The following is a 25,807-nucleotide window of genomic DNA, read 5'->3' as shown; positions in this document are numbered from 1 at the left end:
TCCAAAAAGAAAAGGAAACAAGCTGATGTCGATGGAGTTCGACGTCAGCTTGTAGATGAATGAGATGAATCCATTATGGATACAGTTATCCAATTGGTCTGATTAGCCTAAACGTTTGATCAGGTTCATATTCCCAGAACTTCTGATCACAATCCATCCGTCAGGAATAGGCGAGCCTAGCATCACCCATACCTCCTGATTAGAGGGAGCGTTGTTCAGATTTTTAAGCAGGTTCATGGTTCCGGTACTTCTGATCACAACCCAGCCGTCAGGCATAGGGGAACCGAGCATGACCCAAACTTCCTCATTAGAAGAGGCGCTGTTCAGATTTTTAAGCAGGTTCATGGTTCCGGTACTTCTGATGACGACCCATCCAGGTGGCATAGGGGAACCGAGCATGACCCAAACTTCGTAACCAGCCGGAGCATTGTTCATATCCTTAATCAGGTTCATATTGCCAGAAGATCTGATTACGACCCATCCGTTTGGAATAGGGGAGCCGAGCATGACCCAGACTTCCTGACCAAATGCGGCATTTTTGATTATTGTTTTTGCGGAGGCTGGCGCCTTCTCCTGTAAAGGTAGAGCGGCCCCATGGGCTTCTGCGGCTAAACATGGTACAGCCACAACTGAGCTTAATGTCAGGATGATCAAGGCTTTCTTAAACATGAACATCAACCTTTCTTGACAATGATAATGTAGCTCTGAAACGCTCATCGAGTGGATGCTAAGAGATGGATATCATCGCCCCTCCCTAAAAAACCCTATATATACCATTTTATAGGATAAACATTTCTTTTACTTTAGGAGATATTGTCGAATAGTAGACAAAATATAAAAAGCACCCAAAAAGGGTGCTTCACTTCACGGAAGATGTAACGCGGTCTGGATATTTTGCTGATCCAATTCAATCTGCTCGGCAATATTCCATGGATGGTACCAGCCTCGCTCAATCATGTATAGGCTGATCTTTTCGTGCAAATCGATTGCTTCTTCCAATTGCTTGGTTAGTGTTGCCTTAATTTCTGGGGTGCCTGTTTCTGTCAGTGCCATCGCATAGTTCCGCACACCGCTCTTTGCGGAGATGAGAAAGTCCATAGCGATTACTTGATCCGTCAGGCCACCCATACCAGCTAAGCTTTGAAGAATGCCAGTCATGCGTTTGTCCCCCTATGAATTTGCTTTTGTCAGTAGAGAGCTCAGCTCCTGAAGCTGTCTGGTGGATACGAGAACATCGTCAGCCAAAAGCTGTCTCAACGTCTCATCGGAAACGAGGCCTTGCATTGTCTTGGACTTGGTCATGCAAATGGTTTTAAAAGTAGCAATTTCATGCAGTTCAAGCTGTTCGTGCAATCCGTAACTCATCGCAGAGGTACCCTCCTTCCCATCATTTCATCAAGGCTTTAGAACGACTTTGATGCAATTGTCTGTTTTCGTATCAAACACTTCGTATCCACGCTTTGCTTCACCCAAGGGAATGACGTGTGTGATGATGTCGCCTGGATCGACTTTTCCGGTGGTAATGAGCTCATACATATAGGGCATGTAGTGGATCACAGGAGCTTGTCCGGAACGTATGTTGACATTGCGCTGCATGATGTCTCCAAGAGGGAAGGCATTGTAGCGCCCGCCATAAACACCGGTAATTTGGATCGTACCGCCTTTGCGGACTGCTTGGGAAGCGATGACGATTGCCCCCATAGCGCCTCCTTGTAGCTTCAAGCCACTCGCTAGAAACTCCAGGGCGGACATTTTTCCATCCATACCAACAGCATCGATGACAACATCAGCGCCGCCCTTCGTGATTTCTTTCAGGTAGTTACCGATATTTTCCTTTTGCTCAAAGTTAACGATTTCTACGTTGTTCGTACGTTTTGCATGTTGCAGGCGGTACTCGATATAATCAACCGCGATCACACGTTTTGCACCTTTCAGCCAGCAAAACTTTTGGACAAGAAGACCTACGGGTCCGCAGCCCAGAACGATCACGGTATCCCCGTCTTTGACACCTGCGTTATCTACGCTCCAATAGGCAGTTGGCATGGCATCGGCAATCAAGCACAGTTTTTCATCCTCTACTTCGCAGTTTTCAGGTAGCTTGAAATGGGTAAAGTTCGCAAACGGCACCCGCAAATACTCTGCCTGTCCCCCAGGATAACCGCCAGTTGTACCGGAATATCCGAAAAAACCACCCATATCGCCATTCTCGTTTGAATTGTCACATTGGCTTTCTAAATGGTTTTTGCAATAAAAGCATTCTCCGCAAGCGATCGTAAATGGAATGATGACGCGATCGCCCTTTTTCAGCTTGGTTACACCAGGGCCAACCTCTTCGACAATGCCCATTGGTTCGTGACCGATAATATAATCCTCTTGCAAATTGGGGATCATGCCATGAATTAAATGGAGATCGGATCCGCATATGGCGGTGCTTGTCAATTTCACGATCATATCATCGGGCTTTTCCAACTTCGGGTCGGGCACCTCTTTTACTACTACGTTTTTAATGCCTTGGTAGGTAACAGCTTTCATCGATAAGTTCCTCCATCAGTGGTGTTCATCTGGTGTCCGATCGAACATACTTTTTCGCGAAGTATCTTCAGGGAAAAGGTTCATTTGCCCGATTTGGATCGTTTCCAAGGCTGAGAGATGGTCTAGTTGATACTGTTCATGAAGCTCGTAGGGATGGAACCATTTTTTACTGAGCATCAGCTCCGCGATTTCTTGATGGAGAGCAATTCCTTGGTGGAGTTGTTTCCGCAACACGGCTCTTGCTTCCGGAGTAATGGTTTCAGTCAGAGCGATTGCTGTGTTTCGGACGCCTTCCTTGGCACGAATGAGGAAGTCCATAGCAAAAGTCATATCTGCCTTCTCGGGCATGTTTAACGCATTTATGGGATCTTGATAATCGTTGTTCATCGGATTTTCACCTTCAGTTTATGATGGGGGCCGGGCGAGTTTGCGGGATCGGTGCCTGGAAGGGTGCATTCTTGTAAATAGCCTGAAGCTCCTCGATTGCTTGCAAGGATTGTTCTACGTCTTTTTGCATCAGCGCTCGTAAATCCTGATCGAATACGATGCCTTGCATCAGCTTGGATTTGGCGAGACAGAGTGTTTTGAAGTTAAGTACTTCATGAATATCCAGTGATTCATGGGCAGCCAGCGTTTGTTTATTCATCATACAATCCTCCTTTTGGGCGTTTTTACAGTTCTATTCTGTCCTATACACATCTTGGTATTCGAAAGAAGTCTTCCGACGGGGTGGTATTTTCTGAATAGTCAGTACATAGAAAGGTGGGTGTGCCACAGGTAAACAAAGGAGAGACGAGCATGGCAAAAGAGTTCTTTGGGCTAAAAATAAAAAACCTCTCCCTTATGAGGAGAGGCGATAGAGACATTAGAATGATTGCGAAGATTTAGGATTCGCACCATATTGGTTGTCTCCTTGGCTGTCTTGACACATGAAAACGATCAAGATAATTGCACCGATAAAAGGAATTAATCCAAGAAGCATCCACCAACCACTTCTTCCTGTATCGTGCAATCGGCGAGCAGTTACGCTCAAACTAGGCAGTAATACTGCTAGTGAATAGATCATGCCCAAAACAGATGCAGTACCAATTAATGAGTCTACGAGAGCAATTACCAGAGATACGATGATGTTGAACAAAGTGAACATCCAATATTCTTGACGTCTAGCTCTTCCTGCAAAAGCGACGTATTGTTTCAATACGCTTGTATACCAATGCATGATAATTTCCCCCTTTCTTCTAAATTTTGACACACTTCGATATTTTATCACTAAACCCAAGGAATTAGAACCATATTCTGTTAAGTTTCCCTGATCCTATTGAATCAATTTTTAATAGGACAAAAGTAATGGGTATTTATGAACGAGATAGAGGAAAAAGTAAGACAAACCGAGTTTTGGATGCTACTACAGGGGGAAATGACGCTTGGAACAAAAAACAGAACATAACGTTACGCTGCATGGCTTCAATAATTTGACCAAGTCACTCAGCTTCAACATGTACGACATCTGCTACACGAAAACAAAAGAGGAACGGGAAGCGTATATCGAATATATAGATGAACAATACAATGCAGAGCGATTGACGAGTATCCTGAAAAACGTGTCGGATATTATCGGCGCACATGTACTGAATGTGGCCCAGCAAGATTATGTACCTCAAGGCGCGAGCGTCACTTTTCTTGTATCCGAGGGGCCTGTCGTAGAAGTCCCTACTGAATCTTATGAGGAATCCCCCGGACCTTTGCCTGAAAATGTGGTACTGCAATTGGACAAGAGCCATATTACGGTGCATACGTATCCAGAGTACCATCCAACAGAGGGCATCAGTACATTCCGGGCCGATATCGACGTGTCGACTTGTGGCGAAATTTCTCCACTCAAAGCACTCAATTATTTAATCCGTTCGTTTGATACAGACCTGATGACAATTGATTACAAGGTGCGCGGTTTTACCCGGGATATTCATGGATATAAGCTGTTTATCGATCACGACATCAGTTCCATCCAAAATTATATTCCCGAGGAAATTAAGGAATTGTTCCATATGATCGATGTGAATGTGTACCAAGATAATATTTTCCATACCAAATGCAAACGCAGGCAATTTGATCTGAACAATTATTTGTTTGGATACACGAAGGATAGGCTGACACCAGAGGAGCAGGAGGATATTACGAAGCAATTGCAAATAGAGATGGACGAGATTTACTATGGGAAAAATTTTGTGAATTAAAGAGGAAGCCTTCCTACTTGGGGAGGCTTTTTTCGTAGCTGTAGTGGGGGAAAGAAGCTTTTTATGCCTCTAGAGCGTTAATCCAGGTTGTCTTTAAGCTCGGAATACTCCACGCAGATTACACAAGAAGATGGAACAAAAGCACATCTTCCTCAAAAAAGACTTCAAGACATAACTGATAAAAAGGTCTAAGCCTCGAAATGATCCTCTGCTGTTCGAAAGTCATGGCACATGTTTGGAAGGAGACCGCCCGAACGAAGAGAGGATATAGGCGACTGGAAAACATGTGCCATGGCTTCCCCCGACCTCAACAGTTGGAGGTAAACCTTTCATTTGCAATAGGGTTAAGATAGTAGGCCCGAATCTCCTCCAGCGTTTTTCTAGCAGGCTGCACGAATTCGCGGTCCCAATCTTCCGGAGGGGAATCCAGTGATATGCCTTTTTCCTGCAAGGTTCGAAACAGCTCCTTATCCGCTTGCGTAGGTATCCACCACGTGTAGACGGGATTCGTTTTGCCATTGAGCAACGATTCGAACATAAATTTCACATAGGTAGCTGTAGAAAGTTCGCCGTAATTGACGTCGAATTCAGGCCCGGGAGCTGGATAGTCCTCTGGATAGCGGAACGGGCCAAAGTGAATGGAAATACCCAGAAAGCCGACAGGTGGAATGTTGTTTCCATACCCCGGAAGAGAGAACGGCAGATCGGCTGCGAAGTGCAGGCGAATCATGACAGAGTTGATGAATTGTCGTTCGAAGAAACTTTCTTTTTGCCAAATGCCGAGTTCTCGTGAAAGAGTATCCCAGTGAATAATCGATGTATTATGTGCGAGCCAGAAGGCGGACGACATCTGTTCAAACGTTTTGTAAAATTCCTCGTCGTGATCGTGGAACGGATCGAGCATGTCGAACAGGCTGAAGCATCCGTGTTTTCTCCTCCATTTTTGCGCGATGATCAGAAAATCAATCAATCGTTGGATTCGCAGCTCGGCGCTGCTCTCATTATTGGCAAACAGAAACGTTGCTTCTATTAAATCGGCAGTGAAGTTGCCGTTAACAAAATCCCAGTAATTGATTTCACCAGCTTCTACTCGTTCTTCGTTAATCCGCTTCGTATCCGTTTCCCATCGAGCAAAAGTGGTGACATCCATGCCGAAATAAAGCTCAGGCAAGAGATCGCCAAAAATATGAAAGCGATAAGGGCTGGACTGCTGGAACCAAGTTTTGATGAAGTCCAGGCGAGAAGAGGGAGACACGACTGCGGCCCGCTCCACATAGTCCGCTTTGGCAACCATTGACTCGAATTCTTCAACGGATGAGGCGATCGCAACGAAAGGGGCTGCTGAGGTCAAAAAGTCCGCACCGTCTTCATCGTTGTCGTATTGCACAATGATGTGCTGGAAGGTTGCCTCAGCCAAGGGAGATAACACGAGCTGAGTCCAACGGTGTGCGGTTGTATCGTCAATGGCTCCGATGACGACGACAGGTTTGTCTGGTTCTCCGCGAAAAGAAACAGAAGCACCGTTTTGGACGACGATCTTGTTTTGACACCGTACATTGATGGATGTCCCTGCTTCAAAGCTGATAGATGTCCCAGCAGCTATGATGACATCCTCTGGTCCGATCATGTACGGGCCATTTTCTGCGGTAAATTCCTCCGATTGATTCATGATCCCCGATAGGCGTTTGTACTTATCCACGTGCAATTGATAGGTGTGCTGCGGGTCTGGATCAGGCCCAATCGTCAGCTGTACATAGTAAAGACCATCTTCCTTTGGAAAAAACGGAAGGATGATGGGGGCGTTCGGACTATATTCAGCTTCTGCAAGTTTTGTTCGATGGATGTCATAGATTCTAATGGTAGTTAATGGATGCGTCAGGTTATTGATGTGGATTTCAATAGCGTCTGTAGAAGCGAGAAAGAGCTTGTACATCTCCACCTTAGCTTCAAGGTTAGGAGAAGCTTTTCGGATTCGTTTATCCGTTTCCAGAATCGATGTAAACGAGCTGACGGTCATGTAAAACAGGCTCCTGTCAAAATGGTATAGGCATAATGGAATGATTTACTAGTAGTAGACGCCTAAATATAGGAAAAGTTTTGATTTTTGCAGGGGCTTTTGGGCTAGGAAATAAGAAAAAGGATAGGGGTCAGATGAGTTCTGACGATCCTATCCTTTGTTTCTTCCATAAGGTAGTTCAAAAAATCGACTTTTGATCACGAAGTAGTTTTGAGAGTAAAATCAGCATCGAAACTGGCGTTCACCTTTGAAGTCCGGTGCTCATGTAGGTTTCCTACACTCCGCTCCTCCTTCTTCAGGTTCACGTTACTTTCTCGGTGCTGAAAAGCCGACTTTTTGAACTCTCATAAAAAGACTACTCGACTGTCAGCTCGGCAGAAGATTTGCCTGCCCAATCGCCGACAGGTGTTACTGTGTATGTGGTACCTGCTTTCAGTTTACCATCTTGCTGGATGTCAAACACGCCTGTGGTACCTTTGCGGCTGGAATATTTGTACGTCGCCAACAGTTTTTCTCCGTCTGCACTAGTGAGTTCTATGCTGCGTCCGGAGAACAGCTCGTCTCCCGGGTCTTCTGTCAGGGAAACGGTGATAGAAGTTTCACTAACTGCTTTGGCTTCGCTGATTTCGAGCGGAGCGATTTCTTTTGCGACGAAGGTTGGATTCGCGATATTCGCCCAGTCGGATGTAATGGTGAACGTAACGCCCGGAGTCAGGACTTGGCCTTCTGGCAGACGGAATTTAATTTCTTGCTTGCCGTCTGTTGATTGCGTGAAAGGCACGTATTTCGCTACGATTGGTTGTCCGCCTTCTGGTGTAATGGTCACTTGTCTTGCTTGCATGGAAGAAATGATTTGATACGTTTTGCCGTTTGCACTGTTGTTTTGATCCAGCACCAATGCAGTTGCACCACGCCCTCCGCTGTAGGCGGAGATGACATATCCATAATCGATGACACCATTTGCTTGCAGGGACTCGACTTCAAACGTATCATTTGTTACTTGGCGCACTTCTGTCATGTTGATCTTGGTTGCGTTGCCCGCGAATGTGCCCGCCTTTTTCCCTTTGTATGTCAGGCTGTAGGTGATTCCTGGCTTTTGAACAGAGGTCGGCACGATGTAGGTATTGGTAGAGCCTGTTTTCAGACGCGGCATATTGGTCAGTGTCAGTCCATCGCTAAAGACAAAGTCTTCTTTTGCTTTGGCAAATGCTTCGTTTTCTGCGGTCAACGGAGCATCGAACGTTACAATCAATGTAATTTCGTTCAAGGCGTGTACGCTGGTGATGGTCGCTTTATCAGAAGGGATTGCCTGGCGAGCCACATTCAACTGATAAGCGGCTTCACCGCGAGTAACGTTGCTGTCTGCGGAGAAGAAGCGTTCCGCCCAGTAGTTAACCGACTTCACATCACGCTTGAGCGCTTTTGCGACGATTTGCACGAATTCAGCATCTGTCACGGTTCCACGTGGATCAAAATGGCCATCTTTTGCTTGCATGATATCGAGGGAGACCAGATCAACCGCGTATTTATAGAACCAGTCATTTGCTTTCACATCCGTAAACGTTACGGATTTATCTGTTTTGCCGCCTTGCAAGCCAAAGGTGTGTGCGACCATTTTTGCCAGCTCGGCACGCGTAACTTGATTATGAATGTTACTGCCTTGCATGACTTTCAGCTTGGAGAGTTCAGTAACGGCTTGCTGAATTTCTTGAGCATTCAGGGGATTGGAAGCTGCTTGCACATTCAGTGCGGTGTAAGGAAGGGATGCTGTGCCCATAACAGTTGCGAGCATCATGATTGCGATTTTATTGGAAAACTTTTTCATCAGTTGGTCCTCCTCTAAATCAGTTGAGTGGGTGTTGCTTGATTACTTGTAGGATAGTCGAGAGACCTAAACTGCCAAGAAACAAGAGATTAATAGAATCTAAAAAAGTTCTTAAAAAAAGATAAACTGGCTACTTTCTTACTGACTATACGGCGTCAAGCCCATAAAAAAGAGACAGCTTTCGCTGCCTCTCCTGAATAAATTAACGGTATTTATTTTTCCTTTTCGTAATCCCGTGTTCAGCATCTTCACTGTTAAACGAGAAGGAGCCTTATTTCAACTCTTCATCAATAGAATAACCGGAATGGTATCCCTTCTTTTTCGTGCATTTGCATGAAAGGGCGGCAATTCTAGCAAATCATTTGCTTGTACTAATCCCCAAATATGTAACCTTCCGCAACAAGAGTGATTTCATTGCAGGGGCAGACGACTACTTGCAGCGCTCTACCAATCAGGTTCGGCTCCGTTAAGTATTACTTTGTTTTCACTAAGATTCGGTGTTAACAGTGGCGTTACGGTGAAAAGGAAAGCAAAAGTGAGTACAAGTAGTTTCTTTTTCACAGGCTATCCCTCCCTTATTTATAGATACCCTCATTATGGCAGAATTTCTCAATAATTTCCATGTCTTCAAACGAAAAAACCTTTTGTTGTAGCCGATGATGTTTTAGGAAGAGTCCCACACCCTCTATAACTTTGTCGGACGCACCTAGCTGTCGATAGTAGCTGATACTTTGCAGCAGGCTATCGAATCCTTCTTCAATGTGTCCAATCGCGAGCTGACTCACACCCTTTCGCTTGTAGTATCGCGCAGCCTGTTTAATCCGGTACGGATGGGCGAGAACGTCTGAAGGTAAAAATTGATCCTCGGAGTCGATTAGCTCTTTTATAAGGGCATCATTGCCACTTTCCAGATAGACCTCTAAAAGATCGCTGACAATGGTCACGCGGCTATCCTTCCCTGCTTCTGCAAGGCACAGCTCGTACAATCTCATTGCATCCTCGTGCTTTCCTTGTTTCGCGTGTAGAAGCGCGCGCAGATGAATCTTTCGATAGTCTGCGTATTCACTATCTTCATACTCTTTTAAATACAGTTCAGCTAGGATCAGATCGCCCAGACTCAGGTATGAATTGACAATTGAAATGAGGGCCGAGGCTTTGGGCTTATTGTCCGTACCGTCTTCGCGAATTCCTTTCCCGCAAAATTCGATACTCTCCCCGTAGTAGCCTAAGATATACGCGTGCGTTCCCATTCGATAGTAAAAGGTAATACGTTCAATCGGCGCTAGCAGATCAATGTAGTGCAGCAATTCCTTTCCTCGGCGGTAGGTTTCTTCAAATCGCGAGAAATCGTCCCTTTCGAGCATATATCGCTCGTAGAGTCCCTTTCCTAGATAGAACGGAACGCCGTGTTTCCTCGCATAATCAATCATCACATTATATAGGGTCAGCGTGACACCTTGATCCTTCGCGTCATTAGTCGCCTGTAGAAGATGATCGAGCGCTAGAAAAGTGTCCATTTTTGGCGTTTCCAGTAGCTTCAGAGCTACCAGCTGCACTACTGGCGGGTAATTAAGTTCAAGCGCCTCTTTCAGCAGTAATTGAAGTGTCACAGGTCTTTCCGTGGTGTCCAGATATGCGGTGATTACGTCGACATGCGGAATATTGAGAGCACTTGCGATCTTTTTCCATTGGGAAAACCCTGGTCGCTTTGTTTCCCCTGATTCAATTTTGGAAAGTGCTGCTTTACTAATGTCTGTACGCTCTGCAAGCTCACTCAACGATATATTTCTCCGTTGTCGGTAGGCATGGAGTAAATCTCCGATTTCCATAAACATTGGATGCCCCCTAAAAAAATTTATCGTTTTTTATTTTTTTAATGATATCACACACAACCGATTGGTAATAGTTTCCTATGTAAAAAATGTAAAAACATACAATTGTGCCTAACAAGTAAAAAACCTCCAGCTTTGACGTAGAGCGGAAAATCCGTCTTTGTTTTCGCTGAAGGTTTTTGTGATGATCATGGTATTCACCTTTAGACAGTAAATCGGTAACCGGCACCCCAGACCGTCTCGATGTACTGCGGATTGGAAGGATCGACTTCGATCTTTTCCCGCAGCTTGCGAATATGTACCGTAACGGTCGCGATATCTCCACTGGAATCCATGCCCCAGATTCGTTCGAACAGCTCGTTTTTGTTAAAAACCCGATTTGGGTGAGTCGCTAGAAATTCAAGCAGATTGAATTCTCTTGTCGTGAAAATAACTTCCTGATTGCGTACGTAGACTCTTCGGGAGACTTTGTCGATGACGAGACCGCGAATGTGAATCTCTGCGTTGGATGGCTCAGCTTGTCGGGCTGTCAAACGCTCGTATCTTGTCAGATGGGCTTTGGCTCTGGCAACCAATTCGCTGGGGCTAAACGGCTTTGTAATATAGTCATCGGCACCGAGATTAAAAGCGCGGATTTTATCGATCTCTTCTTTCTTTGCGGAGACGATCAGGATCGGCACTTCCTTGACTTGTCTGATCTGGCTGCACAATTCGAAGCCATCCATACCCGGAAGCTGCAAATCAACGATGATCAAACTGTAGTCACCATTGATGGCAAGCGGCAAGCCTTCGCTGCCAGAGTGGCATAAATCGACCTGAAAGCCGTTCAGTTCAAAATAATCCCGCTCCAGTTGAGCGATAGTCGTCTCATCTTCAATGATGAGGATACGTGAAGACATGGGAATGTGCACCTCCTATTGTTTGTGGGTACGTTTTAGTGTAAAGAACACGCTCGTACCTACACCTTGCTTGCTCTCCACCCAAATTTTCCCGTCGTGACCCTCGACGATCTGGCGTGCGATGGAGAGTCCCAGACCGCTACCGCCCGTAGAAGAATTACGGGATTGCTCCACCCGATAAAAGCGTTCGAACAGGTGAGGAATGGCTTCTTGCGGGATGCCGATGCCGTTGTCATTTATTTCAATGGTAGCCCAATGAGCATCCGCTTGAACGGAGACACAAATGATTTTTTCAGGTTTATCCATGTATTTTTGCGAGTTGCCAATGATGTTTAAGACGGTGCGCTTGATTTTTTCCAGATCGGCGATGACCAGGGTGCCTTCTGCTGTGCGTTGATTCCACTGAATCGTAATACCCTTCTTTTCCAGATCGTAGTGCAGCTCGTCGATGCAATCATCCAAAAACTGGACGATATCTACATGTTCAAACGTAAAAGGCACTTGCTTTAGATCGAGCTTGGAGTAAAGAAACAGCTCATCCACGAGCAAGTCGAGGTCTACTGCCTTGGAGTAAATAATGTTGACGTACTTGTCCATTTTCTCCGGGGTATCAGCTACGCCATCGCGGATCCCCTCGATGTAGCCCTTGATATTGGTAATCGGTGTACGTAAATCATGCGAGATGTTGGAAATCAACTCTTTGCGGCTTTCTTCGTCCGCAAGGCGCAATCGCACTGATTCCTGCAATCGTTTGCGCATGTTTTCGAACGCTTCGTTCAGTTGTCCAATCTCGTCCTTCGTGTACAGATGAAGCTCAAAGTCCAGATTGCCTTCCTTGATGTTCTCAGCTGAATGACGCAGTAAATCAAGCGGCTTGACGACGCTACGAGTAATCCAGCGGTACAGCAAGACATTTGCGATGACAAGGACGCCGAGGAGGAGGAACACAAGCATCGGCAGCAGCTTGCGGATCACCTCACCAAATGGACTGCGTTCGCGGATTACAAAAACACTGCCTTTTGGGCCATCCGAAAACTTGAAGTCAAACTTGGCATACGCATAAAATCTTTCGCCGATGTTGAACGTGTTGCGAATCTGGTTGTTGTTCAAGTCATAGGGCGGCAAGCTGTTTTCCAGCTCGGGCTGATTGATGGTTGGGGAGGTAAAGACTTGATTGCTCTCTCTGCGGACATACAGGCCGGCTCGTACCGTTTTGAGCTTAAAATCGTAATCGGCAAGCAGCTCTTGGTTTTGCAGTTGATCCGGCTCATTCTTGGCGAGATATTTCAATTCAAGGAAAATATTCTCTTCTTGTTCTGTTAGCGGATTGAGCTGATAATGCACTTTATAAAAATCGCGAAAGCTGTTGAAATCACCAGTCGCCGCAATCGTAAATAGGCTGGCGGCTACAAAAAACGTCAGCAAGCTGATGACTAGCATCCCTGTGTAAGAGAGCAGTAGCTTGATACGGATGGACATGGACTCACCTACTTTCAATCGGGTGAAAATTTGTACGCAAGATGACAAGTCCATTATATACAAGACGTCCAGCTGGTAAAGCATATTTACTTGGAACTCGGTCAAAATCAGTTATACTAGCAAGTAAGAAAACGAGAGCTTTGTATGAAGAGGAAGGACGGGGATATTTATGAAAGTAGCCATTGCACAGCTGACAGCGACGATGGATAAGACGCAAAATTTGCAAAAAGCAGCCGATTACATTGCAAAAGCAAAGGCAGCAGGGGTAGATTTTGTCATCTTGCCTGAAATGTACAGCGCACCTGCCACGCCAAAGTCGGGAGTAACCCCGGCAGAGGTAGCGGAAAAGCTGGATGGTCCATTTGTTTCCGGCTTGGCAGAGCTCGCTTCGGAGCATGGGGTCTATGTGGTTTGCGGTGTGTTCGAATCCATTGAGGGTGATGAAAATCGTGCCTACAATACGACCGTTTTTCTAGGGCGTGAAGGTCAGCTGCTGCATGCGTATCGCAAGACACATTTGTACGATGCCTTTTCCTACACAGAATCGGACTTCATCGCGCCTGGGGATAATCCGTATCAAGTGGTGGAAACGGAATTTGGCAAAATCGGGCTGATGGTATGCTACGAGGTGCGCTTCCCGGAAATTGCGAGACAGTTTGCGCTACAGGGTGCCGATATTTTGTTTGTGCCAGCAGGCTGGGTAGCCGGAGCGATGAAAGAGGATCACTGGGAGACACTGGTTCGTGCCCGTGCCATTGAAAACACAATGTTCGTGTGCGCAGCTGATCAGGTCGGAAATATTTTTGCCGGACGCAGCATGTTCGTCGATCCGATGGGTGTCGTGATAGCAAGTGCAGGGGAAGAAGAAACGTTATTAATCACAGAACTGGATGTAAGTCGGATTGAACGAGTCCGTGGCAAATTGCCAAGTGTAGCTAACCGCCGAGCAGAACTGTATACCAATTAAATGCCTATGCACACTTTCTCTTTTGTTCAATATGATGGTAACAGATAACTAGTCATTATTTTGGCCCTAATGTAAGCGTCACCATCATGAGAGAGGGAGTGTGTACGAATGTTCTGGTTCGTATGGGCTGTCGTCGGTGTGGTCGTTTGGTGGGCAATGAGCTTGATCTGTAAAGGAAAAGCGGCAGGTTCAGGCTGGTGGGCTTCGCTCATTGCTGCTCTTTTGGGTAGCTGGCTGGGCGATTTGGTACTGGGTGATTGGCTGTGGATGTGGGCAGGCTTCAACGTCATTGCCGGAGCCATTGGTGCGGTCGTCATCACTTGGTTGTGGTGTTTGGTGGTGAAGCAATTAAAATAAGCGAAACGATTTCGTATTATAACGAACCAGGGATCGTCCAAATGGGCGGTTCCTGTTTTTTTCATTGGTCATTTTATATGTGGCTGCGGTGGGGAGAAGAATATTTCCAGTCTAGGCTTCAGTGCTTCGTCCCGCTGGGGGACAGGACTGCCCGCTCCGAAGGGATTCGCGGGGAAACGCAAAAGTGGTAGCCGCTACGTCGTATGGGCACGGTTGCGTTTCTATTTCCCGCGAATCCCTTCTCCGCTCGGTAGGACTTCACAATTCGCTACGTCTGGAAATATTCTTCTCTGTCGTAACTGATCATATTCTTCAATCTTCTAAGGATTTTAAAGCACGGTGAAGACTGAAAGCTAGTAGAGGAAACAGGAGAAATAAGCGAAGATCTTAGGGACACCGACCGAGACGGAATGTAAAAAGCGAAACACGCTCTTAAGCGTCCACCTCTGAAACACATCTTGAATGGACTACTTTGGACGCGGTTTCGCTTTTTGCATGGAGTCGTGCAGTCAATCCCCCAGGGGGTGGCCCTAGAATCTGAGCGTTTTCTCCTGTTTCCTCCCCACCACTACAGCTTGACCTTATCTACCTCTGCAAGACAGTTTGGAATAATACAAAAACAATTCATACTTGACCAGTAGGGATTGTTGGTAATATAACTATATCTATACCGAATACAATAATGAGAGGTACATAGAACGAAAGGGAGGGGAATATATGTCGACGTTATTGATCATCGCAAATATTGTTTTGTTGCTCTTATTCATTGCTGGATTGTACGCCATGCAAAAGAAACATATTTCTTTTTCCAAGCGGGTATTTGTCGGTCTCGGACTCGGGATTTTATTTGGACTTATTTTGCAATACATATACGGAGCCAAATCGGACGTACTCAAATCCACCATCGAATGGTACAACATTGTAGGTAAAGGCTATGTGAAGCTGCTTCAAATGATCGTAATGCCACTGGTATTCATATCTATTTTATCGGCTTTCACCAAAATGAAACTAACCAATAACATTGGAAAAATCAGTACGCTGATTATCGGACTTTTGGTAGGGACGACTGCTGTCGCGGCAGCAATCGGGATTTCGACTACCTTGGCATTTAATCTCGATGGCGCACAATTCCAGCAGGGGGATGCGGAATCCGCTCGGATCGAACAGGTAGAGCAGCGCTTGGGTGATATCGAGAACTTGAGCATGCCAGCGAAAATCCTGGAACTGCTTCCTGCGAATCCGTTCCTCGATCTGACTGGAGATCGGGCGACTTCCACGATTGCTGTCGTGATTTTCTCTGCGATTATCGGTGTTGCGTATTTAGGGGTAAAACGCAAAAATCCGGAGCAAGCTGAATTGTTTGCGAAAATCGTGGACGCATTCCATACCATCACTATGCGTATCGTGACATTGATTTTGCGCCTGACGCCATATGGTGTACTGGCAATCATGATCAGAGTCGCAGCAACCAGCGATTACAATGCCATCTGGCAGCTGGGCAAGTTCGTTGTCGCATCGTATGTGGCGCTGATCATCATGTTTATCGTTCATTTGTTGCTGTTGACGTTTGCAGGATTGAATCCAATCACCTATGTGAAAAAAGCATTCCCTGTCCTGACGTTCGCCTTCACTTCACGTACAAGCGCGGGCGCGTTACCGCTGAATGTAAAAACGCAACAAAGCATGGGAGTTCCTGAAGGAATTGCCAACTTCGCAGGCTCCTTTGGACTCTCCATCGGACAAAACGGCTGCGCAGGTACATACCCAGCCATGCTGGCTGTCATGGTAGCACCTGTCGCAGGAATTGATCCGTTGACACCATCGTTCATCCTGACACTGATCGCCGTTGTGGCACTCAGCTCCTTCGGGGTTGCAGGCGTAGGGGGCGGGGCGACCTTTGCAGCACTGCTCGTCTTGTCCACGATGAATTTGCCAATCGCCATTGTCGGTCTGCTCATCTCCGTTGAGCCGCTGATTGACATGGGCCGCACAGCGCTAAACGTAAGTGGAAGCATGACCTCCGGACTTTTGACGAGCAGAGTGACAAAAGAGCTGGATACCAATGCTTACCACGGAAACGACCAAAAAACGCTGACTGTGTAAATGTAATAAAACAGGCTGTACCGTCTATTTAGACAGGTACAGCCTGTTTTATTTGTGTTATGTGTTTTTAATGAATGCCGTCGTAAATACAACAAGCTACGGAGAGGAAGAGAAAAACGGAGCGACCGGAGGCCTTGGCGCGCCTACCCAGTCGAAACGGAAAAAAGCGGTACACGCATGTCGACCAACCTCTCCCCTGAGAAGCTTCCGCCCATCGGGTGGCTTTTGGTCGACGTACCGCTTTTTGGAGTGGAGACGGCCATCCCCGCTTCCTTGTTGGCGTGCCACGAACGGAGGAAGCCCGTTTTTCTCTTCCCCTCCACTATGTTCGCACAAACCAAAGATGTTTTCATTCCCTACGGATTAACCGAGGTATATTTAAAGTAAGCGCCGCCCAGCGGGAAGATGATGAAATCCTTCACCTTGTCGTTTTTCACATAAGGGCTTCCACGGAAGTTGATTGGAGCCAAAGGCATTTCCTCCATAAGAATCGTTTCCGCTTCTAGCAGGATTTTTTTCCGCGCGTCCAAATCAGGCTCATTGTAGCTCTTGTCGATCAGCTCTTTAAACTTGGCATTTTCCCAATCAGGGTGGTTGTTTCCGCCCGTTTTATCGCGGAACATCTCCAGAAAGTTGATTGGGTCGTTGAAGTCTGCGCCCCATTGGAAACGGATCATGTCAAAGTTCGCTTGCGATCTCATGTCGCGGTACACCTTCAGCTCCGCTGTGTACAGCTTCACGTCAACACCGAGTGCTTTTTTCCACTGATCTTGCAGGGCTTCTGCCAGCTTTTTGTTGGTATCATTCGTGTCAAACGTGTAGGTAACGGTCGGGAAGGTCGTGAGTCCGAGCTCCTTCATACCTTCTTCCAGCAATGCTTTGGCTTTCGCCTGGTCTTCTTTAAAGTAGCCGTCTGGTTTTAATCCCATGGAAGTCGGTACCCAACCATAGGCGGCTGGTACACCCGTCTGCAAAATATTGTCGATGATTTCCTGACGGTTGATGGCATAAGCGAACGCTTGGCGAATTTTTTTATTGTTGAACGGTGGTTTGTTTGTATTAAAAACAACGGATTGTGTGCCCGGATTATCCGCGACCATCAGCTTGCCTGCATCTTTGAGTGTAGGGATTGCGTCGGTCGGAAGTGTTGAGGCAGGATAGCCGCCCCAGTCGATGTCGCCATTTTCAAACATGGAGAACGCTGTATTGTTGTCCTCGATCATAGAAATTTCGATTCGGTCGAGCTTGACGTTGTCTTTGTCCCAGTAGTTCGGGTTTTTCGTAAAGACGATTCTGCTTTTATGCTCCCACTTGTCCATGATGAATGGACCATTTCCCACGATGGTTTTTGCTTCATTCGCCCATTTCGGGTTTCCTTCCAGCGTTTTTTGATGCAACGGGAAGAGGGTCGGGAAGAAGGTTAGCTCACGGAAAAACGGAGTGGGTGACTTCAAGTTGAATTCGACGGTATAGTCGTCTACAGCCTTGACGCCTACATCCTCAGCTTTGCCTTTTCCCGTATTGTACTCCTCTCCTCCTTTAATGTAATAAAGCTGATAGGCGTACTCAGACGCCGTTTTCGGATCGAGATTGCGTTTAATTGCATAGACGAAGTCATGGGCGGTGACGGGGTCTCCGTTGCTCCATTTGGCGTCCTTGCGAATTTTGAAGGTGTAGTTCATGTAATCCGGCGAGTTGGTAAAGCTCTCAGCCGTTGCATTAACGAGTTGTCCATTCAGATCATAGCTCGTCAAGCCCTCAAAGGCAGCATAAATCATGTCAAACGAATCCGCGTCGACGGCGATTCCAGGGTCCATCGAAGGAGGCTCGCTGTTAATGCTCCATTTTAACACCATAGGCTCTGTTTTTGTCGCTTCTGCAGGTGTAGTGGAGCCAGTGGGTTCAGCAGGTGCGGAAGAGTTCGAGCACCCCGCTAGTACCCCGAAAAGCAAGGTAAGACAGGTTGCAATTGCCAGTCCCTTTTTCATAAATACCCCCTTATTATGTTAGAAAACGTATATTCAGAATATTTGCTAGTGTTTTCGATAGCAAAGGAATTTTTTTAGTTTCTCGATAAAAAATATTTATTTATGTCATCGATAGATAGGAATAACAAGAAGGAATTAATAGACTTTTCTTAAAAATTTACTCGTTTTTAAAAATATGGTATATTTTGGTATAATTTAAGATAGGAGAGGTGGGAATCACTATGTTCAAAAAAATGGTTTTTTCAGCATTGAGTGTAGCCGTATTTTCCGCAGTGCTAACGTCTCCGATTCAAGCCGCAAACCCATCATCTAGTGTTGATGGGCAGAAAGAACATTCACCCGTTTCTGCTAGATGGAGCTCAGATGAGGAATGGATTCGAAAATCTGCTGCTGTCCCGGCAGGTTGGGTCGTCATTCGTGAAGATCTCGGTTCCAAGCTCATTAAAAATACAGCAGGAGCTCCCTATGGTGCGGAATTACGAGTAAGTAAATATTCTCCCGTTCCAGCAGGATGGGTAGTTCTAAGAGATGAAGTAGCTGGTCGAGTGATCAAATATGTAATAGGAGCATCTTATCGTACGGAGTTCAATGTGACCAAGTTCTCCCCCATTCCAACTGGATGGGTTGTATCACGAGAAAATTATGATAGCAAAACGATTATGAATGTCGTTGGAGCTCCTTATGGAACCGTATTATTAGTAAGCAAATATTCCCCTGTTCCGCCAGGATGGGTTTACGAGGGACAAGTGGCTGCTGGCATGTACATTAAAAACTTGAATCGCTAGTAGTCGTATAAAACATGAGAGAAAGAGCTGATGGATAAGGTGTATATAACCATCAGTTTTTTTTCATTCTACATTCCGGGATAATTAAGCACGGACAAAGGCATTCTTTTCCTTGGTAGACACCACCGCAGTTGGTGGGGCTTTCAGAAAAATATTGGCATGCCAAAGGAATGAACGGTGCAAGAATTCGATTATTGGTAGAGATCGCGGCTTCTTTTCATACACCTTCCCTGGAATCGCCAGGTAATTGCAGAAAATAAGGCAAAGTGTGAGATGACTTTGAGCTGCAAGGGAAAAGGGGGCAAAAGCATGTTCATTCTCATCACAGGAGCAACGGGCAAACTAGGGAGCCCGATTATCGAACAGCTTTTAAAAAGGGTGGAAAGAGAACGCCTCATTGCCTGTGTGCGCGGACTGGACAAAGCGACACGGTTAAGAGAGTTGGGAATCGAGGTAAGACAGGCGGATTATAATGACCCTCTGTCTCTGGAACGCTCTTTTGCGGGCGGCACGAAGCTTTTGTTTATTTCCAGCCCGCACACGGACGATACCGTATACGTTTCTGCGGCATTTGGTATTCAGCGAGCTGGCTGAAGGGTTGACGGTACAGACAGGCAAACCATGGAGCAAGTGTAGTGCAGCGTGCTTGGCATCTAGTAGACAAAGAAAACGGCACATGATATGAATGAGGAAAAGGTGTCGATCATGACGAGGTAGGAGATAACGCCCTTATGTATAGAATCGGTGTTGTAGGACCATTTCCTTCGGTGGAGCGGATACTTGCGGTCGCCAATGAATTTGAGCATGAAATCGAATTTGTCCCCTTTCGTTACGAAGACGTACGTGAAGTGAGCAATATCGTCCAGGAACATCATCCAGATTTAAACGGATGGTTTTTCTCAGGGCCGGTTCCGTTTACCATCGCAAAAAAGGTGCTAACCCCAGATGCCAATATCGTGTATTGCCCGCCGAACGGTTCTAATTTGTATCGCTGCTTCATTCAGATGTCCATTGACCAAAACGCAGCCGTGAACCGTGTCTCCATTGACATGATCGAGTCGGAAGGGATGCATTTGCGAGAGTCGATGTCGGAGCTGGACATACCCGACGAGGAGATTTACGTTACTACGTACGACGAGCATTTTGACCTCGATGCGATCACGCAGTTTCATGTATCGCTGTGGCGTGAAGGCAAGACACAAGGAGCGTTCACCACGTTTTCTGTGGTTGAACATGCACTGCGTGAGGAAGGTATTCCTGTCTATCGTGTTCTCATGACGAAAATGGAGATACGTCAGGCGATGAAAATCGTCATCGAAAAGGTGAAAAGCTCCTATTTTAAGGATACACAAATTGGAGTTGAGATCATTGAACTGGAGCAGTTTGACAAGATTCCCGAGCGAACCAGCACGCGCTTTTACTTGCAGCATCTCGAGCTGAAGATCAGACAAATTCTGCTTGCGCTCTGCGATCGGCTGGACGGCTCTCTGCTGGCAAATGGCAACGGACGATACCAGATTTTCAGTTCGCGTGGTGCGATTCAACGAGAGATTGAAATGCTGCGACATACAGTGGAACAGCTTTCTTTGGAGGCAGAGGTTCCGGTTGCAGTAGGTGTAGGCTTTGGGGACACTGCTTTTTCAGCGGAAAACAATGCCCGAAAAGCAATCCAGCACGCAAAAGAACGACCGGGGGCGGGCATTGTCGTCGTACAGGATAAGGGCGTCATGATGGAATCGGTGGGAGAAACAGAGGAGCTCGCCTATTCGTTCCGCTCCAGTGATCGCGAGCTGTTGGAAAAGCTGAACCGGGCCAATGTAAGTGTCAAATCGTATCACAAACTACGTGCGTTGGTTCAACGTATGGGCTGGAAGTTGTTTTCAACGACGGATATCGCTTCGCATTTGTCGATGACGGTACGAAATGCCCAGCGCATCATGGGAAGCTTGTGCGAGGTGGATTTGGCCGAGTTCAGCGGAGAAGAGCAGCAGGCTGTGCGTGGACGACCGAAGAAGCTTTATCAGTTAAAGAAATGAAGGCACCCGACGAGAGATTTCGGGTGTTTTTTCATTTTATGTGGCTGCGGTGGGGAGAAGAATATTTCCAGTCTAGGCTCAGTGCTCCGTCCCGCTGAGGGTTAGGACTGCCCGCTCCGAAGGGATTCGCGGGGAAACGCAAAAGTGGTAGCCGCTACGTCGTATGGGCACGGTTGCGTTTCTTTTGCCCGCGAATCCCTTCTCCGCTCGGTAGGACTTCACAAGTCGCTACGTCTGGAAATATTCTTCTCTATCGCAACTGACGACATTCTTCATTCTTTTAGATCTTTAAAAACTCGTTTACGAACGGAAAGCTCGTAGAGGAAACAGGAGAAATAAGCGAAGATCTTAGGGACACCGACCGAGACGCAATGCAAAAAGCGAAACACGCTCTTAAGCGTCCACCTCTGAGACACACCCTGAATGAACTACTTTGGACGCGGTTTCGCTTTTTGCATGGAGGCGGGCAGAGGGTCCCCCAGCGGGTGGCCCTAGAATCTGAGCGTTTTCTCCTGTTTCCTCCCCACCACACCAGCCGGTTAGAAGGTTCGCTATTTTTCAATAACTCAAACAACTCCTATTGAAAAAACAGCGACCCAACAATATAATTCAACTAAGCGAAAATGTCTTTTAATATTCGTATATTGTAAGGATTTTCATTTGCCAGTCTTCTCATATTTCTACAGCTTGCCTATCGGACCTGGGCATGGAAAAAACATGCTCCAGAGATAACAGGAGGAATTGAACGATGTTGGATCTGGTTTCGTTGCGAAGAGATTTTCATAGACATCCAGAGGTGGGTTTTACGGAGTTCCGTACCGCTTCCAAGGTAGTAGAGATTTTGACGTCCCTCGGCTATGAGGTCATATACGGACAAGAAGCAATCGATGGAGATTCCCGGCGGGGCTTGCCTTCCGAGGCAGTTCTCGAGGCAGCGTATGAAAGAGCATTGCGTGACGGTGCAAACCCGGCAATCGTTGAAAAAATGCGCGGTGGCTATACCGCAGTGATCGGTGTGAAGAAAGGGAAGGCACCTGGACCAACGGTTGCTTTCCGTTTTGACATGGACGCACTGCCTGTTTTAGAAAGTACGGAGCAAGACCATTTTCCACAAGCGAATGGCTTCCGATCCCATTATGAAGGCAACATGCATGCCTGCGCTCACGACGGTCATACCACGATTGGCTTGGGATTGGCAGAAGCGCTTGCAGCAGGAGATTTTTCCGGTACGCTCAAACTGATCTTCCAACCAGCCGAAGAAGGTGTTCGCGGGGCATATGCGATCGTGGAAAAAGGTCATTTGGACGATGTTGACTATATTTTCTGCAATCATTTGGGCGTCAATGTGCCGCTAGGTGAGGTGCACGGCGGTTCCTATGGATTTTTGGCTACCACGAAAATGATGGCGCATTTCTACGGTGTTTCTTCTCATGCTGGTGCGTCGCCAGAGCAAGGGAAAAATGCATTGCTCGGAGCGGCTACCGCCCTGTTGAACATTCATGCGATTCCGCGCTTTAGCACTGGTGATACGAGAATCAATGTGGGTGTGCTAGAAGGCGGAACAGCAGCGAACATCATTCCGGCCTATGCCAAGATGGTTGTGGAGACTCGCTCCATTACCGAAGAAGTAAATGAAGAAGTAGAAAACCGTGTACGCAACATCATTGCGCACAGTGCTGCTATGCATGAGCTCGACTACAAGATCGAGGTCGTCGGAGGAGCAATCCCGATCAACTACGATGTGGAGATGGCGGAGCTGGCCCTGGAAGAAGCCAAGCAAGTAGAAGGCTTCCATTCCTTTAAGCACGGCGAGTACAACTCGATGGGCAGTGAGGATGCCAGCTTTATGATTAAACGCGTTCAGGATCGTGGCGGAAAAGGAACGTACATGGCTATCGGTACGGATATCCCGGCGTCTCACCACCATCCGAAGTTCGATATACAAGAAGAGATTTTGCCACGCAGCGTAGCACTTTTGAACCGAATTGCCAGACGATTGCTGACGTAAAAACGTTCCTAACTGAGCGGAAAACCACGTGAACAACGAGGCCAGAGAGGATGTTTGCGAATGCATACCAAGCGAATTGCAGAAATGATTGAGAAAAAACGAGATGCCTTCATCAAGGTGAGCGACCAGATTTGGGCTTTCGCGGAGACGCGTTTTGAAGAGTATCAATCTGCTGAATTGCTAGCTCAAACACTCGAGGGAGAGGGCTTCAAGGTTGAGCGCGGTGTAGGTGGGATCAAAACAGCTTTCATCGGGAGTTTTGGCAGTGGCAATCCTGTCGTGGCGATTTTAGGAGAATTCGATGCTTTGTCGGGCATGAGTCAGAAAAAAGGCCAAACTAAAGAAGAGCCTCTCGTAGCAGGTGCAAACGGCCATGGCTGCGGACACAACTTGCTCGGTACCGCTTCTCTTGCGGCAGCCATTGCCGTGAAAGAGTATATGGAAGAGAACAACATGAAGGGGACTGTTCGTTATTACGGCTGCCCAGGGGAAGAGGGTGGCTCCGGGAAAGCGTTCATGGCGCGAGCAGGGTTGTTTGACGATGTGGACTTCGCACTTTGCTGGCACCCGATGGGGTATAACAGCATCATGTCCATTGATTCACTCGCGAACTACCAAATATACTTCAAGTTTAAAGGAAAGAGCGCCCATGCGGCAGCAAGTCCACATCTCGGTCGAAGCGCACTGGATGCGGTGGAATTGATGAACGTCGGTGTGAACTACTTGCGTGAGCACATTATCCCGGAAGCACGTGTGCACTATGCCATCACGAACTCCGGTGGCTTGTCGCCAAATGTGGTTCAACCAAAAGCGGAGGTACTGTACCTCATACGTGCGCCAAAGGTTAATCAAGTACAGGAGATTTACGAGCGCGTATGCAAAATTGCGCAAGGCGCTGCGCTCATGACCGAAACAGAGGTAGAGATCGTATTCGACAAAGCGTGCTCAAACCTCGTGCAAAACAAACTGCTCGAAGAGGTCATGTACAAAAACTTCCAGAAGCTGGGCGTCCCTTTGCCGGATGAAGCGGAACTGCAATTGGCAAAAGAAATGCGTGCGACACTGTCCAAGCAGGAACTAGCCACTTCGGAAAAACAGTCATCGGACATGCCAGCTCCAGACATGGTGACATGGCTCAATCCATACGATGGATCAAAAATCCCGTTGAACGGCTCCACGGATGTTGGGGATGTGAGCTGGATTACGCCGACCGCACAATGCACAACTGCGTGCTATGTGAATGGCTCCACGCTGCATTCCTGGCAATGGGTGTCCCTAGGGGCTACATCCATGGCACATAAAGGGATGCTGCATGCGGGGAAAGTCATGGCTTCTACAGCGATTGACATGCTGAAAAAACCAGAGCTGATCGAACAGGCAAAAGCTGAGCTGAACCAGCGTCTGGGCGGTCAAACATATGTGTGCCCGATCCCAGAGGGTGTCATGCCTTCTGCGAAAAAATAAGCGACACTCGGAAATAACAAGCGGACGACTTCTGAACGATCAGGGTCGTCTTTTTGTTCAAGAGCAAAGTCCTCGTGTAAAATAGCCAAAAGGAGTTGCGAAAATCAGATGAAAGCCCTGCTCATGTTGTCTTACGCCTCATTGCAATCAATCGATGATATACTGCCCTTTTATACCCATCTGTTTCATGGCAAAATTCCTTCGCCGGATACGTTGAAGGCAGCCAAGGCACGCTTTCAATCCATTGGCGTTGCAGATCCGCTTGGTTCTGTAACAGCTCGGCAAGCCATGGTCTTAGAACGACGGTTGAATCAAATTGGAGGCAGCGAGCGAATCAAAGTCTATCAAGCTACGAAGCATACGTCTCCTTTTGTGCACGAGACGGTTAAACAAATGGTCGCAGACGGTGTTACCAAGTTGTACGCGTTTCCGACATCCCCTTTGTATTCAAGAACGGGAACGGCTGCCTATTATCAAAGTGTCCGAAAAGCGCTCGAAGCAAGCGGTGCAAACATTCCAGTTGTGGAAATCAATCATTGGCACCGCTATCCGGGAATTGCAGAAGCGATCAGTCTTCGTCTACGAACGGCACTGCAATGGCTCTCCATGGAAAATCGTTCCGAAACGACTGTGTTGTTTACGGCCCACAGTCAACCCGGGGTTCCAGAAGTGAACAACGAGTTCATCCAAGCTTTTGCGGAATTAGCTGAAGAGGTCGCCCTGCGAGCTGATTGCAAGAAGTGGATGCTCGCTTACCGAAGCGCAGGACCAGCCCCGCAGAAATGGTTAGGACCGGATGTACTTGCGATGATCGAAAAAGTTGCCGAGTCAGGCGGCAAGGCAGTCGTTGTCTGTGACTTACTGTCTTTGACCGAAAATGTAGAGGCAATTTTCGATTGCAGAATCCATTGCAGGATGAAAGCAGAAGCTTGCGGGCTGGAGTTTGTCTCGACTGAATTTCTGAATGATTCGGCTGACTATATGGACGCTCTTGTGGAGCTGATTCATGAGAGAATGGAGCAGTCCGAAGAGAGGAAGAGTTGATATTCTTTCTCTTCTTTATTGTTGTAGCGTGAAAATGTAGCTTTTAACGATGTTCTTTATAGTTGATTCCCAGATATTTCATTTGACCAAGTAGATCGCTCATGTTATATTGAAAGTCCGCCTTTCAAAAACGGGCGGGATTACAAAAACAAAACGAAAGACTTCAAATATTACCAGTTGACTCAAAGTTATCATACATGGTATATTATGAGTCCGGCACTTTTGAAGTGCTAGTAA

Annotated in this window: 24 protein-coding genes; 10 read left to right on the top strand and 14 right to left on the bottom strand. The window is 46.9% G+C overall.

From position 1 onward, the window contains the following. Positions 1–102: 102 nt before the first annotated feature. The 7 genes from HPY31_RS17250 to HPY31_RS17220 all read right to left on the bottom strand — a co-directional run bounded on the left by HPY31_RS17250 (position 103) and on the right by HPY31_RS17220 (position 3,751). Positions 103–717, bottom strand: coding sequence for a hypothetical protein (locus HPY31_RS17250; protein ID WP_253901845.1), 615 nt, complete (start codon positions 715–717; stop codon positions 103–105). Between the two features lie 147 nt (positions 718–864). Continuing rightward, positions 865–1,158, bottom strand: a complete 294-nt coding sequence (locus tag HPY31_RS17245) for a spore coat protein (RefSeq protein ID WP_016741119.1) — start codon at positions 1,156–1,158, stop codon at positions 865–867. A gap of 12 nt (positions 1,159–1,170) precedes the next feature. Continuing rightward, positions 1,171–1,365: a hypothetical protein gene (locus HPY31_RS17240; protein ID WP_012684540.1), complete on the bottom strand. Its 195-nt coding sequence runs from the start codon at positions 1,363–1,365 to the stop codon at positions 1,171–1,173. 30 nt (positions 1,366–1,395) lie between these two features. After that, complete coding sequence (locus HPY31_RS17235; protein WP_172141708.1) at positions 1,396–2,532, bottom strand: zinc-dependent alcohol dehydrogenase; 1,137 nt, start codon at positions 2,530–2,532, stop codon at positions 1,396–1,398. Positions 2,533–2,547: 15 nt separating this feature from the next. Continuing rightward, the gene (locus tag HPY31_RS17230) at positions 2,548–2,919 is read right to left on the bottom strand and encodes a spore coat protein (RefSeq protein ID WP_012684542.1); all 372 of its coding nucleotides are present in this window, start codon (positions 2,917–2,919) and stop codon (positions 2,548–2,550) included. 13 nt (positions 2,920–2,932) lie between these two features. Beyond that, positions 2,933–3,178, bottom strand: a complete 246-nt coding sequence (locus HPY31_RS17225; protein ID WP_172141900.1) for a spore gernimation protein GerQ — start codon at positions 3,176–3,178, stop codon at positions 2,933–2,935. Positions 3,179–3,397: 219 nt separating this feature from the next. Continuing rightward, positions 3,398–3,751, bottom strand: coding sequence for a DUF805 domain-containing protein (locus HPY31_RS17220; RefSeq protein ID WP_016741117.1), 354 nt, complete (start codon positions 3,749–3,751; stop codon positions 3,398–3,400). A 205-nt stretch (positions 3,752–3,956) separates the two neighbouring features. Between HPY31_RS17220 and speD the strand changes: the two genes are divergently transcribed. Continuing rightward, the gene (gene speD / locus HPY31_RS17215) at positions 3,957–4,766 is read left to right on the top strand and encodes an adenosylmethionine decarboxylase (protein WP_172141707.1); all 810 of its coding nucleotides are present in this window, start codon (positions 3,957–3,959) and stop codon (positions 4,764–4,766) included. A gap of 307 nt (positions 4,767–5,073) precedes the next feature. On the opposite strand, the gene HPY31_RS17210 is transcribed toward speD, so the two are convergent. From HPY31_RS17210 to HPY31_RS17190, 5 genes are all read right to left on the bottom strand, one after another. Continuing rightward, on the bottom strand, positions 5,074–6,783 hold the full coding sequence (locus HPY31_RS17210; protein ID WP_172141706.1) for a hypothetical protein: 1,710 nt from the start codon (positions 6,781–6,783) through the stop codon (positions 5,074–5,076). 355 nt (positions 6,784–7,138) lie between these two features. Continuing rightward, positions 7,139–8,608, bottom strand: a complete 1,470-nt coding sequence (locus tag HPY31_RS17205; RefSeq protein WP_172141705.1) for an S-layer homology domain-containing protein — start codon at positions 8,606–8,608, stop codon at positions 7,139–7,141. 575 nt (positions 8,609–9,183) lie between these two features. Continuing rightward, positions 9,184–10,443, bottom strand: coding sequence for a helix-turn-helix domain-containing protein (locus HPY31_RS17200; RefSeq protein WP_016741111.1), 1,260 nt, complete (start codon positions 10,441–10,443; stop codon positions 9,184–9,186). A gap of 200 nt (positions 10,444–10,643) precedes the next feature. Then, the gene (locus tag HPY31_RS17195) at positions 10,644–11,339 is read right to left on the bottom strand and encodes a response regulator transcription factor (RefSeq protein WP_012684550.1); all 696 of its coding nucleotides are present in this window, start codon (positions 11,337–11,339) and stop codon (positions 10,644–10,646) included. Positions 11,340–11,354: 15 nt separating this feature from the next. Beyond that, positions 11,355–12,818 carry a sensor histidine kinase gene (locus HPY31_RS17190; protein WP_172141704.1) on the bottom strand — a complete coding sequence of 488 codons (1,464 nt, stop codon included), beginning with the start codon at positions 12,816–12,818 and terminating at the stop codon, positions 11,355–11,357. Positions 12,819–12,987: 169 nt separating this feature from the next. On the opposite strand from HPY31_RS17190, the gene HPY31_RS17185 reads away from it, so the two are divergent. From HPY31_RS17185 to HPY31_RS17175, 3 genes are all read left to right on the top strand, one after another. Further along, on the top strand, positions 12,988–13,785 hold the full coding sequence (locus HPY31_RS17185; RefSeq protein WP_172141703.1) for a carbon-nitrogen hydrolase family protein: 798 nt from the start codon (positions 12,988–12,990) through the stop codon (positions 13,783–13,785). A 108-nt stretch (positions 13,786–13,893) separates the two neighbouring features. After that, positions 13,894–14,142 (top strand): hypothetical protein, encoded by a 249-nt coding sequence (locus tag HPY31_RS17180; protein ID WP_172141702.1) that lies wholly within the window; start codon positions 13,894–13,896, stop codon positions 14,140–14,142. A 717-nt stretch (positions 14,143–14,859) separates the two neighbouring features. After that, the gene (locus tag HPY31_RS17175; RefSeq protein WP_172141701.1) at positions 14,860–16,245 is read left to right on the top strand and encodes an L-cystine transporter; all 1,386 of its coding nucleotides are present in this window, start codon (positions 14,860–14,862) and stop codon (positions 16,243–16,245) included. A 143-nt stretch (positions 16,246–16,388) separates the two neighbouring features. On the opposite strand, the gene HPY31_RS17170 is transcribed toward HPY31_RS17175, so the two are convergent. Both HPY31_RS17170 and HPY31_RS17165 read right to left on the bottom strand, forming a co-directional pair. Then, the gene (locus tag HPY31_RS17170) at positions 16,389–16,568 is read right to left on the bottom strand and encodes a hypothetical protein (protein WP_253901844.1); all 180 of its coding nucleotides are present in this window, start codon (positions 16,566–16,568) and stop codon (positions 16,389–16,391) included. 33 nt (positions 16,569–16,601) lie between these two features. Continuing rightward, positions 16,602–18,233, bottom strand: coding sequence for a peptide ABC transporter substrate-binding protein (locus HPY31_RS17165; RefSeq protein ID WP_172141700.1), 1,632 nt, complete (start codon positions 18,231–18,233; stop codon positions 16,602–16,604). A 221-nt stretch (positions 18,234–18,454) separates the two neighbouring features. Here HPY31_RS17165 and HPY31_RS17160 point away from each other — a divergent pair, with 221 nt between their 5' ends. The 6 genes from HPY31_RS17160 (at position 18,455) to HPY31_RS17135 (ending at position 25,570) form a co-directional block, all read left to right on the top strand. Further along, complete coding sequence (locus HPY31_RS17160; protein WP_172141699.1) at positions 18,455–19,018, top strand: hypothetical protein; 564 nt, start codon at positions 18,455–18,457, stop codon at positions 19,016–19,018. A 309-nt stretch (positions 19,019–19,327) separates the two neighbouring features. Next, positions 19,328–19,612: an NAD(P)H-binding protein gene (locus tag HPY31_RS17155; RefSeq protein ID WP_253901843.1), complete on the top strand. Its 285-nt coding sequence runs from the start codon at positions 19,328–19,330 to the stop codon at positions 19,610–19,612. A gap of 137 nt (positions 19,613–19,749) precedes the next feature. Further along, positions 19,750–21,054: a hypothetical protein gene (locus HPY31_RS17150; protein ID WP_172141698.1), complete on the top strand. Its 1,305-nt coding sequence runs from the start codon at positions 19,750–19,752 to the stop codon at positions 21,052–21,054. A gap of 748 nt (positions 21,055–21,802) precedes the next feature. Then, the gene (locus HPY31_RS17145) at positions 21,803–23,062 is read left to right on the top strand and encodes an amidohydrolase (RefSeq protein ID WP_172141697.1); all 1,260 of its coding nucleotides are present in this window, start codon (positions 21,803–21,805) and stop codon (positions 23,060–23,062) included. 60 nt (positions 23,063–23,122) lie between these two features. Beyond that, positions 23,123–24,526: a M20 family metallopeptidase gene (locus HPY31_RS17140; RefSeq protein ID WP_172141696.1), complete on the top strand. Its 1,404-nt coding sequence runs from the start codon at positions 23,123–23,125 to the stop codon at positions 24,524–24,526. 108 nt (positions 24,527–24,634) lie between these two features. Continuing rightward, positions 24,635–25,570, top strand: coding sequence for a ferrochelatase (locus tag HPY31_RS17135; protein WP_172141695.1), 936 nt, complete (start codon positions 24,635–24,637; stop codon positions 25,568–25,570). The last annotated feature ends 237 nt before the right edge of the window (positions 25,571–25,807 follow it).

Origin of the sequence: Brevibacillus sp. HB1.3 (genome assembly GCF_013186635.1) — a bacterium.
Taxonomy (GTDB): Bacteria; Bacillota; Bacilli; order Brevibacillales; family Brevibacillaceae; genus Brevibacillus; species Brevibacillus brevis_D.
Note: the sequence above shows the minus strand (reverse complement) of the source record. Positions and strands in the feature narration are given on the sequence as shown.